This window comes from Bradyrhizobium sp. T-1 (assembly GCF_053592855.1).
In genome coordinates this window covers 1,100,750-1,118,145 of sequence record NZ_CM132115.1, presented here as the reverse complement: position 1 = coordinate 1,118,145, position 17,396 = coordinate 1,100,750, and the positions used below count along the sequence as shown (strand labels likewise).

Genomic DNA, 17,396 nt, shown 5'->3' with positions numbered 1-17,396 from the left:
AAGGCCCGTCATGAGCAAGATGAAGATCGCATTCCAGGGCGAACCTGGCGCCAATTCCCACATCGCCATCGTCGAGGCCTATCCCGACGCCGAGCCGATGCCCTGCGCCACCTTCGAGGACGCGCTGTCGGCGATCTCCTCGGGCGAGGCCGACCTCGGGATGATCCCGATCGAGAATTCGGTCGCCGGCCGTGTCGCCGATATCCATCATTTGCTGCCGGCCTCCGGCCTGTTCATCATCGGTGAATGGTTCCTGCCGGTCCGGCATCAATTGATGGCCGTGAAGGGGACCAAGATCTCCGACATCAAGTCCGTCGAGAGCCACGTGCATGCGCTCGGCCAGTGCCGTCGCATCATCCGCAAGCTCGGTATCAAGGGCATCGTCCACGCAGACACCGCCGGCAGCGCCCGCGACATCTCCGAGCGCAACGACAAGACGGTCGCAGCGATCGCCTCGCGCCTCGCCGCGAAGATCTATGGCCTCGATATCCTCGCCGAGGACATCGAGGACGAGGCGCACAACACCACGCGCTTCGTGGTGCTGGCGCGCGAGCCGAAATGGGCCGCACAAGGCTCCGGCCCGCTGGTCACGACTTTTGTATTTCGGGTGCGTAACCTCCCCGCCGCGCTCTACAAGGCGCTCGGCGGCTTTGCCACCAACGGCGTCAACATGACCAAGCTCGAGAGCTACATGGTCGACGGCAATTTCTTCGCGACGCAGTTTTATGCCGATGTCGACGGCCATCCCGACGACAAGGGCCTGGCATTTGCGATCGAGGAGCTAAAATTCTTCTCGCGCGAATTCCGGATCGTTGGCGTCTATCCCGGCCACCCGTTCCGCGCGACGTTCAGCGAGACGCAACAGGATTGATGCCGTCGTTCCGGGGCACGCGAAGCGTGAACCCGGAACCTCGAGATTCCATGGTGCGAGTGCGCACCAGAGTTCGATGCTTCGCATCGCCCCGGAATGACAATCAATAACTAGGCCGCCTGCTTCAGCCCAAACGCCTCCGCCAGCAGCGAATACGATTTCTTGCGCGCCTCGTGGTCGTAAACGGCCGTGATCACCATCAACTCGTCCGGCTTGCTCGCGTCCATCAGCGGCTGAAGCTCCTTCTGCACCGTTGCCGGATTGCCGACGAACAGGCGCGAACGGTTGCGCGCGATCGAGACGCGCTCGGAATCCGAATAGGGATAGGCCAGTGCCTCCTCGACACTCGGTAGCGGCAGATACTGACCGCGGTCGCGGCGCAGACGATTGAGGTCGAACGAGGCCGCGAGCTTTTCGGCCTCCTCGTCCGTGTCAGCCGTGATGACGGCAACGGCGAGGATCGCGTGCGGGGTCGCGCGCCAGGCCGAAGGCTGGAAGCGGTTGCGATAATGCACCATCGCATCGATTGCATCGTGAGACGCAAAGTGATGCGCGAAGGCGAAGCCCATGCCGACTTGCGCGGCGAGCTCCGAGGAATAGTCGCTGGAGCCGAGCAGCCAGATCGGCGGCAGCGGACTATCATCCGGCATCGCGACGACGTTGTGGTAGGGATGGCCTGCGGGGAATTCACGGGTCTCCCACAAAATCAGCTCATGCAGCCGCTCCAGAAAATCGTCGCCCTCGCGGCGATCGAGCCGGCTTCTGAGGGCGTAGGCCGTCGCACCGTCAGTGCCGGGGGCGCGACCAAGGCCGAGATCGATCCGGCCGGGAAACAGGGCCTCCAGCATCTTGAAGCGTTCGGCCACGACCAGGGGGGCGTGGTTGGGCAGCATCACGCCGCCCGAGCCGACGCGGATGTGCTTGGTCACCGCCGCGATCTGCCCGATCATCACGTCGGGCGCCGGGCTCGCGACCGAGGCCAGGTTGTGATGTTCGGCGAGCCAGTAGCGAACATAGCCGAGCCCATCGACATGGCGCGCCAGGTCGATGCTGTTGCGCAGCGCCGCGGCGGGCTTTGTGCCTGTGGTGACGACGGAGAGATCAAGGACAGAAAGCGGGATCATAGCGCGTTAACGTAGTGGAGGGCCGCGCCGCGGCAATGGGCCGACGGCGCAGATCTGGCGTGTGTCGGCCGAGCGGCGGAGAGAGCGGCGAGAACGGGGCGTGGGACAAACGCAAGTCACGCTACTCTGAATTCGGGCTGCCCACTGAATATTGAGCATCAAATTTCCAAATAAGAAAATGTCATGAAATTGATTTTATTGAAATATTTATCGAGCGTAACCCATTCCCACTCCAGACCTCGACATCGCAATATCTGACATAATTCCATGAAAAGTGGGCTATTTCCCATCATCGATGGGCTGTCGAGAAATCCGCCTTTGTCCTATCTTAGCCGCTTCCAAGGTTAGACCCGGCCACCGCCAGACCGCTGGTGAGCCCCTGCAGTGAGTGGTGCCATGATTGATTTGACGACGCCTGCCCAGACTGACGGGCAAGACGGGCACCTCGCCGCCAAGCGGCCTGCGATCTCGTTCGAGTTCTTTCCGCCCAAGACGGAAGATATGGAGCGGAATCTCTGGGAGACCATCAACCGGCTCGCCCCGCTCGATCCGAAATTCGTGTCGGTGACCTATGGCGCAGGCGGCTCGACCCGTGAGCGCACCCACTCGACCATTTCCCGCATCCTCAAGGAGACTGCGCTGCTGCCGGCTGCGCATCTGACCTGCGTCGGCGCCTCGCGCGGCGAGATCGACGAGATCGTCGACCGCTACCACGAGGTCGGCGTCCGCCACATCGTTGGCCTCCGCGGCGACCCCGCCGGCGGCATCGGCACGCCCTATGCGAGCCATCCCGACGGCTATCAGAGCTCGGCCGAGCTCGTCGCGGGGATCAAGAAGCGACACGCCGATATCGAGGTGTCCGTCTCGGCCTATCCCGAGAAGCACCCGGAAGCGCGCGACTTCGATGCCGATATCGACACGCTGAAGGCAAAAGTCGACGCCGGCGCGACGCGCGCAATCACCCAGGTCTTCTTCGATAACGATCTCTACTTCCGTTATCTCGACCGCGTGCGCGCCCGCGGCATCAACATCCCAATCGTGCCGGGCATCATGCCCATGCACAATTTCAAGCAGGCTCGCAATTTCGTCACCCGCGCCGGCACCACCGTGCCGGACTGGTTCGCCGCGAAATTCGAGGGCCTCGACGACGACGCCGAAACGCGCAAGCTGGTGGCCGCAACCGTCGCGGCGGGCCAAGTGCAGAAGCTCGCCAAGCACGGCGTCGACACCTTCCATTTCTACACCATGAACCGCGCCGATCTCGTGTTCGCGATCAGCCATTTGCTCGGCATTCGCGCCAAGAGCGCGCAGAAGGCGGCTTAAGACACCATGACCGTATCTCCCTCGCCCAAGCGAACCGCCCTCATCAACGCCGCGCGCGAACGCATCCTCGTGCTCGACGGCGCCATGGGCACAATGATCCAGAACCTCCAGTTCGACGAAGCTGCCTTCCGCGGCGAGCGCTTCAAGAACTTCCATCGCGACTTGCGCGGCAACAACGACCTGTTGATCCTGACCCAGCCGCAGGCGATCGAGGACATTCACGCCGCCTATTTGCGCGCCGGCGCCGACATCGTCGCCACCAACACCTTCTCGACCACGTCGATCGCGCAGGCCGATTACGACCTCACCGACATTGTGTATGAAATGGCGAGCGAAGGCGCCCGCCTCGCCGGCAATGCCGCCCGCAGCGTTGCCGCCGAGGACGGCAAGCCGCGCTTCGTCGCGGGTGCCATCGGTCCGACCAACCGCACCGCCTCGATCTCGCCTGATGTGGCCAATCCCGGCTACCGCGCCGTCACCTTCGACGACCTGCGCAAATCCTATGGCGAGCAGATCCGCGGCTTGATCGATGGCGGCGTCGACCTCTTGCTGGTCGAGACCATCTTCGACACGCTGAACGCCAAGGCGGCGCTCTACGCCATCGCCGAGATCACCGAGGAGCTCGGCATCGACATGCCCGTGATGGTGTCGGGCACCATCACCGACAAATCCGGCCGCCTGCTCTCCGGCCAGATGCCGGAAGCGTTCTGGAATTCGGTGCGGCACGCCAAGCCCGTCACCATCGGCTTCAACTGCGCGCTCGGCGCCGAAGATCTGCGCGCGCATATCGCCGATATCGGCCGCGTCGCCGATACGCTGGTTTGCGCCTATCCGAATGCCGGCCTTCCTAACGAGTTCGGCCAGTATGACGAGACGCCGGAATACATGGCGCGCCTGGTCGGCGAGTTTGCGCGCGACGGCCTCGTCAACATCGTCGGCGGCTGCTGCGGCACCACGCCGGACCATATCGCCGCGATTGCCGCCGCGGTCGCCCCGCACAAGCCGCGCGTCGTTCCCGAGATCGCGCCAAAGCTGCGGCTCTCGGGCCTCGAGCCGTTCGTGCTGACGGATGCGATCCCCTTCGTCAACGTCGGCGAGCGCACCAACGTCACGGGCTCTGCGAAATTCCGCAAGCTGATCACCAACGGCGACTATACCGCCGCTCTTCAAGTGGCGCGCGACCAGGTCGAGAACGGCGCGCAGATCATCGACGTCAACATGGACGAGGGCTTGCTCGACTCCGAAGCCGCGATGGTGACGTTCCTCAACCTCGTCGCCGCCGAGCCCGACATCGCCCGCGTCCCTGTGATGGTCGACTCCTCGAAGTTTTCGGTGATCGAGGCCGGCCTGAAATGCGTGCAGGGCAAGCCGGTCGTCAATTCGATCTCGATGAAGGAAGGCGAAGAGAAGTTCATTCACGAGGCCAAGATCGCCCGCCGTCACGGCGCGGCCGTCGTGGTGATGGCATTCGACGAGGTCGGCCAGGCCGACACGTTCGCGCGCAAGACCGAGATCTGCAAGCGCGCCTACGACATCCTGGTCAACCGCGTCGGCTTCCCGCCGGAAGACATCATCTTCGATCCGAACATCTTCGCGATCGCGACCGGCATCGAGGAGCACAACAATTACGGCGTCGACTTCATCGAGGCGACGCGCTGGATCCGGCAGAACCTGCCGGGCGCGCACATCTCGGGCGGCGTGTCGAACCTGTCGTTCTCGTTCCGCGGCAACGAGCCGGTGCGCGAGGCCATGCACTCGGTGTTCCTGTATCACGCCATCAAGGCCGGCATGGACATGGGCATCGTCAACGCGGGTCAGATGATCGTCTATGACGACATCGATCCCGAGCTGCGCCAGACCTGCGAGGACGTCGTCCTCAACCGCGACGCGGGCGCTTCCGAGCGCCTGCTGGCGCTCGCGGAGAAATTCCGCGGCAAGAAGACCGAAAGCAAGGAAGCCGACCTCGCCTGGCGCGAATGGCCGGTGGAGAAGCGGCTGTCGCACTCGCTGGTGCACGGCATCACCGAATTCATCGAGCAGGACACCGAGGAAGCCCGCAAGAACTCATCGCGCCCGCTCGACGTGATCGAGGGCCCGCTGATGGCCGGCATGAACGTGGTCGGCGACCTCTTCGGCGACGGCAAGATGTTCCTGCCGCAGGTGGTGAAGTCGGCGCGCGTGATGAAGCAGGCCGTGGCCTGGCTGATGCCGTTCATGGAAGAGGAAAAGGCGCGCAACGCCGCCAACGGCGTCGACGAGGGCGCCAATTCGTCGGCCGGCAAGATCGTGCTCGCGACCGTCAAGGGCGACGTCCACGACATCGGCAAGAACATCGTCGGCATCGTGCTCCAGTGCAACAATTACGAGGTGATCGATCTCGGCGTGATGGTGCCCGCGGCCAAGATCGTCGAGACCGTGAAGGCTGAGAAGGCCGACATCGTCGGGCTCTCGGGCCTGATCACGCCCTCGCTCGACGAGATGGCGTTCTTCGCCGGCGAACTGCAGCGCGAAGGCCTCAAGCTGCCGCTCTTGATCGGCGGCGCGACGACAAGCCGCGTGCATACGGCGGTGAAAATCGATCCGAGCTATCGCGCCGGTCCCGTCGTGCATGTCAACGATGCCAGCCGCGCCGTCGGCGTCGCGTCCTCGCTCCTGAGCCCAGAGAAGCGCGAGGCCTATGCCGCCGAGGTGCGGGCCGAATACGCAAAGATCTCGGAAGCGCATCTGCGCGCCCAGGCCGACAAGAAGCGCTTGAAGCTTGAGGCCGCGCGCAAGAACCGGGTGCCGGTCGACTTCGCGGCGAACAAGCCGGTGAAGCCGACCTTCCTCGGCACCCGCAGCTTCGACGACTACGATCTCGCCGAGCTCGTGCCCTATATCGACTGGACGCCGTTCTTCCAGACCTGGGAGCTCGCTGGCCGCTTCCCCGCGATTCTCGACGACGCAAAGGTCGGCGAAGTCGCGCGCTCGCTCTACGACGATGCGCGCAAGATGCTCGACACCATCGTCAAGGAGAAATGGTTCCGGGCGCGCGCCACGGTCGGCTTCTGGCCGGCGAACGCGCAAGGCGACGACATCGTGCTCTATGCCGACGAGAGCCGGACCAACAGCATCGCGACGCTGCACACGCTGCGCCAGCAGCTCGAAAAGCGCGAGGGCCGCTTCAACGCGGCGCTGTCGGACTTCATCGCGCCCGCCGGCGTGCCCGACTATGTCGGCGGCTTCGTCGTCACCGCAGGGATTGGCGAGGACGCCGTCGCCGACCGCTTCAAGATGGCGAACGACGACTACTCCTCGATCCTGTGCAAGGCGCTGGCCGACCGCCTCGCCGAAGCTTTTGCCGAGCGCATGCATGCCCGCGTCCGCCGCGAGTTCTGGGCCTATGCGCCGGACGAGGCGCTCTCCAACGACGAGCTGATCCTCGAAAAATATCAGGGCATTCGCCCCGCGCCCGGCTATCCCGCGCAGCCCGATCACACCGAGAAGGCGACGCTGTTCGAGCTGCTCGATGCCGAAGCCACCGCCGGCGTGAAGCTGACCGAGAGCTTTGCGATGTGGCCGGGCTCCTCCGTGTCCGGGCTCTATTTTGCGAACCCCGAGAGCTATTATTTCGGCGTCGGCAAGATCGAGCGCGACCAGGTCGAGGACTACGCTGCGCGCAAGGGCATGACGGTGGCCGAGACCGAGCGCTGGCTCGCGCCGGTGCTGAACTACATCCCGTCGCAGCAGGCGACCGACAAGGCGTTTGCCGCGACGGCCGCGAACGACGAGGCGCCGAGCGACCTCGCCTCGCATCCGCCCGGCTGCACCTGCGCGGTGCATCTGGTCTGGCAGAAGAAGCGCGCGGGCGCCGGTTAGGCGCCCCGACCTCGAAACGCGAAAACAACCCCATGCACAGTAGGGCCGGGGTTGACAGGCTTGACGATTTTTCGGCCTTACCGAAAATCGCTTGCTCCGTCGGGCAAAACACCTGTATCAAGGCAGGATCGGGGGTCGTGCCTGACACCGGCCGCCTCGCCCATCCGGTCATTCCGGGGCGCGTACCACACCCTCGGTGTCGTCCTGGCGAAAGCCAGGACGAGCTCGGAGAGGCAAGCGCGTCCGGTCGCGGTGCCTCACCCCTTCGGCGGCGCCAGCGGCTGCACGATCTCCTTGAACGGCGCCAGCGCCTCGCAGCGATCGGCATGCGCTGACAGCGCCGGATAGCGCGTCGCGTCGAACAATTGCGGATGCGCCTCGCGGGTGAAACGCACGACGCAGGCGACCGCGACATCGGCGTGACCGATACGCGTCCCGAGCCAGTACGGCGTCGTCACCTTCGTTCGCTCGGCCTCCAGCACGGCGAGCACGTCGCCGATCTGGGCCTGGCAGCGCTCGACCCAGAGCGCGAGCTGCTCCTTCCGCAGCACGCGCTCGTAGAGCAGGCTGACCGCCTTGTCGCCGAGGCCGGTCGCAAGCGCGCAGATGCGCAAGTGCCGGCGACGCTCGGCGCCGCTTCGCGGCAGCATCGCTTTCTCGGGCCCAACAAGCTCGTCGAGATGATCCAGAATGATCGCGCTCTCGATCAACGCCTCGCCGTCGTCGAGCACCAGCGTCGGCACCCGGCGCAGCGGATTGTAGGGCGCGATCTTGTCGGCATCGCCGAAGGTCGACCACGGTCTGTGCTCGAAGGCGAGCCCGTAGAGCCGCAGCGCAATCGCGACGCGGCGGACGAAGGGGGAATCATATTGGCCGATCAGGAACATGGTTCTCGCTCTTCCCCGTCGATGAATGAGGCAGGGCCGGCCAGTTTCCACGGCGCGGTTGGTGCCGCGCAAGAGAAATCTTCGAAATGGAGCATTGCGTCTGGAGCCGAGAAAGGGACGGGCAAAGCGCTCGCGCCCTGCTCACAGCCCGTCCCGCACCGCGCGCTTGAATGCCGCGATTGCGGCCTCGTCGCGCTTGTACATGGTCCACTGCTTGATGCGCTTGGCGCGCACCAGTTTCGCTGAGGTCAGCACCCGCATGTGTTCGCTCACGGTCGGCGCGCTTACGCCGAGCTTCTCGGCGATCAGCAGGCCGCAAACGCCGTCCTCGACCAGATCGCCGTCGGTCTGCGCACGGAAATGCCGCCGCGGATCCCGCAGCCATTCCAGGATCTGGAGACGGCGCTCATTGGCCAGCGCGCGCATGGCGGTCGCAAATTTCATTTAGTCATTTTGCTAATTACCTAATTGATGTCAACACCCGGACGCGCTAGCATCCGCCACCATGACAGCAACATCAGACATCAATCGGGAGCGGATCGCGGCGACCGAGGCCGTCATCCGTCCGCACATCAGGCGTACGCCACTGGTCGCGGCCGATCTCGCCGATTTCGGCCTGCCGGCTGCACCCGTCATCTTCAAGCTCGAAATGCTGCAGCATTCCGGATCGTTCAAGGCGCGGGGCGCGTTTGCCAATCTGTTGCTGCGGCAGGTGCCGCAAGCGGGTGTCGTCGCCGCATCCGGCGGCAATCACGGCGCGGCGGTCGCCTATGCGGCGCAGCAGCTCGGCATTCCCGCCACGATCTTCGTCCCTGACATCACCTCGCCCGCCAAGGCCGAGCGGATCAGGGGCTATGGCGCCCAGCTCGTGATCGCGGGCAACCGCTACGCCGATGCGCTCGCGGCCAGCGAAGCGCACGTCGCGCGGACCGGCGCGATGGCCGTTCACGCCTACGACCAGGCCGAAACTTTGCTCGGTCAGGGCAGCGTCGGCCTGGAGCTGGAGCAGGACGCGCCTGATATCGACACGCTGCTGGTGGCCGTCGGCGGCGGCGGACTGATCGGCGGCATCGCCGCCTGGAGCGCCGGCAGGACCCGCATCATTGCCGTGGAGCCGGAGCTCGCGCCGACCCTGCACGACGCATTCGCGGCCGGAGCTCCGGTCGACGCGCCGGCCGGCGGCCTCGCCGCCGACAGCCTCGCGCCGCGGCGCGTCGGAGCGCTGATGTTTCCGATCGCGCGCGCCCATGTCGAGCGCGTCGTCCTGGTCAGCGACGATGCGATCCGGCAGGCGCAGGCCGCGCTGTGGTCGCGCCTGCGCGTGGTCGCGGAGCCCGGCGGCGCCGCCGCGTTCGCCGCACTGCTCTCCGGCCGCTATCAGCCCTCGCCTGGCGAGCGCATCGCGGTGCTGGTCTGCGGGGCGAATACGACGGCGGTGAATTTCGACAGTTAGCAGCGGTGGGCGGCACCTCTGACACTTCGTCATTTCGAACGCAGCGAAGCAATTCAGAATCCTCCCGCGGTGGCAGCCTGGACTGCTTCGCTGCGCTCGCAATGACGGCGTGGATCCAGCCGCGCAGACCCGATCGGCAATGAGAGGCTTTGCGGCAACAGCCGCTGGTTTCCTTTGGCGCCCCGGTCCACTCCACCTTGCCGAACAAGATGTCGCATGGTTCATTCCGGGGAACCTTGGGGAAGGTCGATGAATCGGCAGTCGGCGGCGGCGATTGGCTTGGCGCTCGCGGCGATCTCGCTGAATGGCGGCGCGTCGGCCGCCGACCTGCCGCTGAAAGCTGCGCCCAAGCCGGTCGATTTCAATCCGTTCTGGGCCGAGGTCGATTACCTCGCCTGGAGCGTGACTGGCGACAAGCTTCCGGCGCTGGTCACCACGGCCCCGATCGGCACGCCGCTGGGCGTGGCCGGCGTGCTCGGGCAACCGACCACGACGGTGCTGTTCGGCAATTCCAGCGTGAACAATGACTGGCGCTCGGGCGGCCGCATCACGGCCGGCTATTGGTTCGATCCGCAGCGCAGCCGCGGCATCGAGGCCTCGTTCTTCGGACTGGAAAATATCGGGACCGGCTTTGCCGCCGACACCGGCACTTATCCGATCCTGACGCGGCCGTTCCTGAACGTCGCGACCGGTGCCCAGGACGCGCTGATCGCCGGCTTCCCCGGCATCGGCACCGGGAGCGTCAATGCCAACGAGACATCGCGCCTTCTCGGCGCGGGCGGGCTTTATCGCCAGGATATCGGCATGTGGAGCGGACAGCGCATCAGCGCGCTGATCGGCTATCGCTATCTGCGCTCCTCCGATACGCTGTGGATCACCGACACGATCAATAGCATCGCCTTCGGCACGTTCACGCCGACCGACAATTTCAAGGCGGTGAGCAACTTCCACGGCATCGATCTTGGTCTCACCGGCGACTGGCGGAGCGGTCCCTGGTCGCTGGAATGGCGCGGCAAGGTCGCGCTCGGCGCCAATCTCAACAGCGCCGATATTTCGGGCTCGACAACGAGCACGATCGGAGCTGTCACGACGACCACCGCGGGCGGTGCCCTCACCGCCCCCAGCAATATCGGCCATTTCGATCAGACCCGCTTTGCCGTCGTGCCGGAGATCTCGCTGAAGGCCGGTTATCAGATCGCACCGGCCTGGCGGCTGATCGCCGGCTATGACGTCATCTATTGGACCGGCGTGCAGCGTGCCGGCGGGCTGATCGACACCGGGCTCAATCCGACCCTGGTGCCGGGCCCCGGCATCGGACCGGTCCGGCCGCTGCCCGCGTTCAACACGACGAACCTGCTCGCACAGGGATTCAGCGTCGGCGTGCGGTATAATGATTGAAGGCACAGTAGCTGCGCTCACGCTCGTTGCGAGCGTCCCGTTCGCCATAGATCGCTGAGCGACGGCACCACCCTCAGTCATTGCGAGCCACCGGGTCCGCGCGAAGCGCAGCCCGATGACGGGCTCCAGCGAAGCAATCCGGAATCTTTGTACTGAGAGATTCTGGATTGCTTCGTCGCAAGAGCTCCTCGCAATGACGGTGGGGAAGCAGCGCTGCACCATTCGACGATCGGATGCCTCACGACATCGCGTCGCGCGTCGCGGCTGGAATGTCGTTGGAGATGCGTGAAGCACTTCACACACTGTAGTTGCAAACGTGATAAAATACCTGCGTGAAGCAATCGGGGGACTTGATGCAGCCACGCCGCATTTGAACCGTTCGCAACGGTTCGGGCGGACAACAGGGAGGAATTGCCATGTCCGTTGTACTGACCACGGGTAAGATCAGCGCCCTGACCGCGATTACCAAGATCCTTCCCGATCATGCCGACGCGTTACGCAGGACGCTTCAAGGGCTCACCGCCGCAAACGGCGGCAAGATCTCCTCTCTCGGCACGATCCATATCGTGCGTTGGGTCATTTTCGACAACGACACGCGCTTGTTGTTTGCAACGAATTTCGACGGCGGCGTCGAAGACTATATGCGTGATTTCGCCGAGCGGGCTCCCGATGGTATCGACGCGATCTGGGGCCATTGCGAAGGGTATCCGGGCGCGCGCGATTATCCAAAGCTGCGCGATTACATTCTCGGCAGCGCCATCGAGACCACCGGTTATTACTGCGCCTATCCGAACTCGACCGTCGCGGACATCAACAAGGCGCTGGACTGGAAGGGCAAATTCGACGCGTTCCTCGACCAGATCGGTTGACGGACATGCCGGCCCCGTCCGATGCCGGCGACCTGGATCGGAACGATATCCAGGGCATGGCGATGCGGCCGTATCGCTTCCCGGCGGCGCACTATCATCTGCTCGGCGTGAGCGACCCGGCTCGGGCCCGGCGATGGTTCGGTGACGCCGCCGGGCGATGCACGACCGTGGCAAATCTGGACGCATCCCCGTCACTGGGTTTCAACGTCGCGCTCTCATGGCAAGGTCTGTCGGCGATCGGTACGCCGGAGCCCAGCCTGTCGAGCTTCCCGCAGGAATTCCAGCAGGGAATGGCGGCGCGCGCTGACCGGCTCGGCGATGTCGGCGACAGCGCTCCGGCGCGCTGGGATCCACCGTTCGACAAGAGCGTGCACGCCCTTGTCGTGGTCAGTGCGATGACCGCAGCGGATCGCGATGCCGCTTCGACGGCATTGCTGTCCGATATCAGCGACAACGGCTTGACGGCGCTGGCCGCCATCGATGCGAAATTGCTGCCCGGGCCGGATGGCCGGCCTGTCCCGATCGAGCACTTCGGCTATCTTGACGGCATTACGCAGCCCGCGATCAAAGGCAGTGGCGAGCCCGCCCTGCCCGGCGCGGGCATTCCGGACGCAGGCGGTTGGCGAGCCCTCAAGGCTGGCGAGTTCGTGCTCGGGCAGCCCGACGAGACCGGCACCGTCCCTGACTTGCCTGCTCCTGCAAGTCTCAGCCGCAACGGCTCTTTCGTGGTGTTGCGCAAGCTGCACCAGCATGTCTTTGCCTTCAGGGATTTTCTGCGGCGCTCCGCCACTGATGAGATCGACGTCGCGCTGCTGGCGGCGAAGATGATGGGACGCTGGCCAAGTGGCGCACCGCTGGCCCTGGCGGCCGAGCGAGACGACCCGGCACTCGCCGGAGATCCGATGCGAAACAATCAATTCACGTATTCTGACGATCTGCGGGGACTGAACTGCCCGGTCGGAGCCCATGTGCGGCGACTCAATCCGCGCTCGGGGCTGACGGGCCCGAATGGCGCATCCGTCCATCGGCATCGGCTGCTGCGCCAGGGCTTGCCCTATGGCTCGCGCCTGCCTCTGGACGCGACCGCCGATGACGGCGCCGCGCGCGGCGCCATCATGTTGCTGGTGAACGCCGACATCGCCCGTCAATTCGAATTCGTCCAGAAAGTCTGGATCAGCGATGGCGACTTCGCCGGCCTCGGGAATGACAAGGATCCGATGATCGGCGGCAACGACGGCAGCGGCAGCTTCACGATCCCGCGCACCGGAGCGCCGCGGCACCGATTGCCCAACCTGCCGGCGTTCGTGAGCACGCGCGGCGGAGAATACTTCTTCCTGCCGGGCATCGCGGCGTTGCGGTCGCTTGCCGACTCCCTTGCCGTCTCCCTTGCCGACACGGCCTCATGATTGATTGGAGGACACAATGGCGTGGAAACCGAATTCGATCGTCGCCTCGCTGGCCCTGCTGTTCTCGGTCGCAGTTGCCGCGGTCATCGCGGTCGCGGGCGTGGTGGGCTACCCCTATGTCGCCAAGGTCTATGACGGCATCAGGGTGAAGCTGCCGGACTATCCGACAGCCCAGAAGACCCGCTGGCTCGACCAGAGCTGGACGGAACAGCGCGCATGGGTTCACCACGCCGATCAGGGCACGGCGACGTTCCACATCCCCTACGAATGGTTCATGGCGCTCGAACGGCCGGAGCTATCGCTGACGTCGGTGGGGCTCTTGAGCGACCCGGCTTATCTCGATCGTTTCGGCTTCATTCCCGATCCGGCCGATCCCAAGCTCGGACTGCCTGTCGGCATGGCGCGCGGCAGGGCGATGGTCGATGCCACCGCACAACCCTGGAAAAATCCTCGGGCCCCTTACAATGACATGACGCGGATCGGGCTGACCTGCGCGGCGTGCCACACCGGGCGTTTCACCTATCAGGGGACGGAATTCCTGGTCGACGGCGGCCCGGCCCTCACGGACCTCGGCAAGTTCAGAACCGCGCTCGGCCTCTCGCTGGCGTTCACGCGTTTCGTGCCCTTCCGCTTCGACCGGTTCGCCGAAAAGGTGATCGGACCAGATCCGAGCGAGGTGGAAAAGGGCCAGCTGCTGGCGCAGCTCGACAAGATCCTGGCGCAGGGCAAGGGACTCTCCGATCTCGACACCATGGTTGCTCCGCAGAGCGTCGTCGAAGGGTTCGGCCGGCTCGACGCGTTGAATCGCATCGGCAACGAGGTCTTTGCGGTCGACCTCAAGATTCCCGCCAACTATGCCGCCACCTCGGCGCCCGTGCATTTCCCGCGCATCTGGGATGCCTCGTGGTTCGATTGGGTGCAGTACAACGCATCGATCGAGCAGCCCATGGTGCGTAACGTCGGTGAAGCCATGGGCGTCTCCGCGATGATCAATCTGACGAGCGCGCGGGGCGGGCTTTTCAACTCGGGCGTCGAGATCATGAACCTGGACAGGATCGAGAAATCGCTGGCCGGGAAGCAGCCGAATGAAAGCACGGGCTTTACCGGATTGAAGTCGCCGCAATGGCCATCCGAGCTTCCTCCCATCGACAAGAAGCTCGCCGAGCAAGGCGCGGCGCTCTACAAGGACCATTGCCAGGCATGCCATTTGCCGCCGGTGAGCAGTGCCGAGTTCTGGACCTCCGACCGCTGGTCGCTGCCGGACAACCGGAAGGATGCGCGCTATCCAGGCGAGCGTTATCTCCGCCTCAACGTCGTCCCCATCACGCGGATCGGCACCGACCCGGCGCAGGCCCAGGACATGATCAATCGCAAGGTCATCGTTCCCAGGGAGCTCGACATTGCCTCCGACAGTTTCGGCCTGGCGCTCGGCGAGGTCACCGCAAAGACCATCAAGCATTGGTACGACAGCCAGACACCGCCGATCGGACCGGAGCAGCGCGAGGAGCTGAACGGATACCGCGAAAACGGCATCCAGGCGCCGCTGGCCTACAAGGCGCGTCCGCTCAACGGCATATGGGCCACGCCGCCCTACCTGCACAACGGCTCGGTGCCGAACCTCTACGCCCTGCTGTCACCGGTTGGCGAGCGGCCGGCGAAATTCTACCTCGGCAACCGCGAATATGACCCGGTCAATGTCGGATATCGCATCGACAGGCTGGACGGGGGATTCGAGCTCGATACGAGCATCCGGGGCAACACCAACACCGGGCACGAATTCAACACCGGAAAGGACGGCGTGATCGGGCGTCTCCTGACGCCGCAGGAGCGGCGGGCGCTGGTGGAGTTTCTGAAGACGATGTGAGTGGGAGGGCGGCGACTGCTCCACTTGCTCCGTCATTGCGAGCCAACGGGTCCGCGCGAAGCGCGGCCCGATGACGGGCTCCGCGAAGCAATCCAGAGCTCTTTCCGCGGATGCAGCCTGGATTGCTTCGTCGCAAGAACTCCTCGCCATGACGGTGAGGAGGCGGCTTCGCACGCTACCCGATGAGCGGCACGTGCTTTGCCGCATCGCGCGGCGCCGTGCCGTCGAGGCGCGGATCATCCGCCACCTCGATCTGGCGCCGGAACGGACGGAAGCCCGAGCGCTGATAGAAGGCAACGGCCGAGGGATGATCGAGGGTGCAGGTGTGCACCCAGACGCGGCCCACCTCGCCGGACCAGGCACGCTCCAGTGCGCGATTCATCAGAAAGCGGGCGGCACCCGTGCCGATCAGGCTCGTGGTGACACCGAAATAGACCAGCTCGCATTGGCCAGCCTCGCGAAAATCCAGCTCCAGCAGGCCTTCGTCGCGGCCGTCGGCGGCGAGGGCGTAGATCTCGATGCCCGGCGCGTGGATGATCGCGGCGAGCTCGGAATCGTTCATGCGGGCGCGCGAGAACCACAGCCACTCCTCGCCGACGCGACGGAAGAGATCGCGATACCAATCAAGCGCGGGCGCATCGATCTTGCGCAGGGACCACGCGCCAGGCGGATCGTCGCGGAGGGCGGGGCGCGCGGTCATCTCCAGATGGGTAACGACCGCCGCGATCTTGCCGGCGGGGATGTCGGAATAGCCGTCGGGGAGGATCACTCCTCCCCCTCGTCGCTCGCCAGCACGCCCTTCACCGCGCGCGCCCAGCCGGCGAGCTTTCGATCGCGGGTCGCCTGGCTCATGTTCGGCTTGAAGCGGTGCTCGAGGCGCCAATTGTCGGCGAACTTCGTCGGCTCGGGATAGACGCCCGCATTGAGGCCGGCGAGATAGGCCGCGCCAAGCGCGGTGGTCTCCTGGATCACGGGACGGTCGACCGGCGCGTCGAGCAGATCGGCGAGGCGCTGCATGGTCCAGTCCGAGGCGGTCATGCCGCCGTCGACACGGAGCACGACGCTCGCGGTTTCCGAGCTCGGCCAGTCCGCACGCATCGCAGCCCAGAGATCGAAGGTCTGGTAGCAGACGCTTTCCAGCGCGGCATGCGCGAGCTCGGCCGGGCCGGTGTTGCGGGTGAGGCCGAACAGCGCGCCGCGCACGCGCGGATTCCAGTAGGGCGCGCCCATGCCGACGAAGGCCGGCACGAGATAGACGCTCTGCATGGAATCGGATTGATCGGCAAGAGGTCCGGTTTCAGCGGCGTGCTTGATGATGCCGAGGCCGTCGCGCAGCCATTGCACGGCGCTGCCCGCAACGAAGATCGAGCCTTCGAGCGCGTAGGTGCGCTTGCCGTCGAGCTGGTAGGCGATGGTGGTGAGCAGCTTGTTCTTGGAGACGACGGGAGTCGTGCCGGTGTTGAGCAGCGCAAAACAGCCGGTGCCGTAGGTCGACTTCATCATGCCCGGGCGGAAGCAGGCCTGGCCGATGGTCGCAGCCTGCTGGTCGCCGGCGATGCCCGAGATCGGAATCGCGCCGCCGAACAAGTCGGGCGTGCTCTCGCCGAAGCGGGCGGAGGAATCTTTCACCTCGGGCAGCATCGAGCGGGGCACGCCGATGATCTCCAAGAGCTCGTCGTCCCACTGGCCGGTGTGGATGTTGAACAGCAGCGTGCGCGAGGCGTTGGTGGCGTCGGTGGCATGCACCTTGCCGCCGGTGAGGCGCCAGAGCAGATAGCAATCGACGGTGCCGAACATCAGTTCGCCGCGTGCCGCACGCGCGCGGGCGCCGGGGACGTGGTCGAGGATCCAGGCCACCTTGGTGCCGGAAAAATAGGGATCGATGATCAGGCCGGTCTTCTGCGAGATCAACGGCTCGCGGCCGTCATGCTTCAGCTTGGCGCAGATGTCCGCGGTGCGGCGGTCCTGCCAGACGATGGCGCGGTGCACGGCCTGGCCCGTGGCGCGGTCCCACACCACGGTGGTCTCGCGCTGGTTGGTGATGCCGATCGCGGCGATGTCCTTAGGCCCGATGCCGGCCTTCTCGATCGCGTCGCGGCAGACCATCACGGTCGAGGTCCAGATATCCTCCGGCTCGTGCTCGACCCAGCCCGAGGCCGGAAAGTGCTGCGGAAACTCCTGCTGCGCTTTGGCCGCGATGGAAATGTCACTGCGAAATACGATCGCGCGCGAGGAGGTGGTGCCCTGGTCGATGGCGAGGACGAAAGACATGGAAGCTTACCTTGGCGTTTCTCTTGGGGTTTTCTCTTGGGGGTTTCTTGGGCGTTTTCCCGGTGACGGGGC

The 17,396-nt window shown here is 65.0% G+C and carries 13 protein-coding genes; 8 read left to right on the top strand and 5 right to left on the bottom strand.

The genetic code is table 11. The features are described from left to right. Positions 1-10: 10 nt before the first annotated feature. Complete coding sequence (locus ACWAT4_RS05350; RefSeq protein WP_212298400.1) at positions 11-871, top strand: prephenate dehydratase; 861 nt, start codon at positions 11-13, stop codon at positions 869-871. A gap of 110 nt (positions 872-981) precedes the next feature. Here ACWAT4_RS05350 and ACWAT4_RS05345 read toward each other — a convergent pair whose 3' ends face one another. Then, positions 982-1,995: an LLM class flavin-dependent oxidoreductase gene (locus tag ACWAT4_RS05345; RefSeq protein WP_449729989.1), complete on the bottom strand. Its 1,014-nt coding sequence runs from the start codon at positions 1,993-1,995 to the stop codon at positions 982-984. Between the two features lie 396 nt (positions 1,996-2,391). On the opposite strand from ACWAT4_RS05345, the gene metF reads away from it, so the two are divergent. Then, the gene (gene metF, locus ACWAT4_RS05340) at positions 2,392-3,318 is read left to right on the top strand and encodes a methylenetetrahydrofolate reductase [NAD(P)H] (RefSeq protein ID WP_212298402.1); all 927 of its coding nucleotides are present in this window, start codon (positions 2,392-2,394) and stop codon (positions 3,316-3,318) included. 6 nt (positions 3,319-3,324) lie between these two features. Then, positions 3,325-7,176, top strand: a complete 3,852-nt coding sequence (gene metH / locus ACWAT4_RS05335) for a methionine synthase (RefSeq protein ID WP_449729988.1) — start codon at positions 3,325-3,327, stop codon at positions 7,174-7,176. Positions 7,177-7,433: 257 nt separating this feature from the next. Here metH and ACWAT4_RS05330 read toward each other — a convergent pair whose 3' ends face one another. After that, positions 7,434-8,063, bottom strand: coding sequence for a glutathione S-transferase family protein (locus ACWAT4_RS05330; RefSeq protein ID WP_212298404.1), 630 nt, complete (start codon positions 8,061-8,063; stop codon positions 7,434-7,436). A 141-nt stretch (positions 8,064-8,204) separates the two neighbouring features. After that, on the bottom strand, positions 8,205-8,507 hold the full coding sequence (locus ACWAT4_RS05325) for an ArsR/SmtB family transcription factor (RefSeq protein WP_212298405.1): 303 nt from the start codon (positions 8,505-8,507) through the stop codon (positions 8,205-8,207). 61 nt (positions 8,508-8,568) lie between these two features. Here ACWAT4_RS05325 and ACWAT4_RS05320 point away from each other — a divergent pair, with 61 nt between their 5' ends. From ACWAT4_RS05320 to ACWAT4_RS05300, 5 genes are all read left to right on the top strand, one after another. Then, positions 8,569-9,516, top strand: a complete 948-nt coding sequence (locus ACWAT4_RS05320) for a threonine/serine dehydratase (protein ID WP_212298406.1) — start codon at positions 8,569-8,571, stop codon at positions 9,514-9,516. Between the two features lie 249 nt (positions 9,517-9,765). Beyond that, positions 9,766-10,914, top strand: a complete 1,149-nt coding sequence (locus ACWAT4_RS05315; RefSeq protein ID WP_449729987.1) for a BBP7 family outer membrane beta-barrel protein — start codon at positions 9,766-9,768, stop codon at positions 10,912-10,914. Between the two features lie 416 nt (positions 10,915-11,330). Then, entirely contained in the window at positions 11,331-11,783 is a 453-nt protein-coding gene (locus ACWAT4_RS05310; RefSeq protein ID WP_212425820.1) for a hypothetical protein, read from the top strand. A 5-nt stretch (positions 11,784-11,788) separates the two neighbouring features. Further along, positions 11,789-13,189 carry a Dyp-type peroxidase gene (locus tag ACWAT4_RS05305; protein WP_449729986.1) on the top strand — a complete coding sequence of 467 codons (1,401 nt, stop codon included), beginning with the start codon at positions 11,789-11,791 and terminating at the stop codon, positions 13,187-13,189. 16 nt (positions 13,190-13,205) lie between these two features. Next, positions 13,206-15,053 carry a di-heme-cytochrome C peroxidase gene (locus tag ACWAT4_RS05300; RefSeq protein ID WP_449729985.1) on the top strand — a complete coding sequence of 616 codons (1,848 nt, stop codon included), beginning with the start codon at positions 13,206-13,208 and terminating at the stop codon, positions 15,051-15,053. Positions 15,054-15,228: 175 nt separating this feature from the next. Here the strand turns inward: ACWAT4_RS05300 and ACWAT4_RS05295 are convergent, their stop codons facing one another. Further along, positions 15,229-15,822 (bottom strand): GNAT family N-acetyltransferase, encoded by a 594-nt coding sequence (locus ACWAT4_RS05295; protein ID WP_449729984.1) that lies wholly within the window; start codon positions 15,820-15,822, stop codon positions 15,229-15,231. Continuing rightward, on the bottom strand, positions 15,819-17,324 hold the full coding sequence (glpK, locus tag ACWAT4_RS05290) for a glycerol kinase GlpK (RefSeq protein WP_212425816.1): 1,506 nt from the start codon (positions 17,322-17,324) through the stop codon (positions 15,819-15,821). The genes ACWAT4_RS05295 and glpK overlap by 4 nt, the downstream gene beginning before the upstream one ends. Between the last annotated feature and the right edge of the window lie 72 nt (positions 17,325-17,396).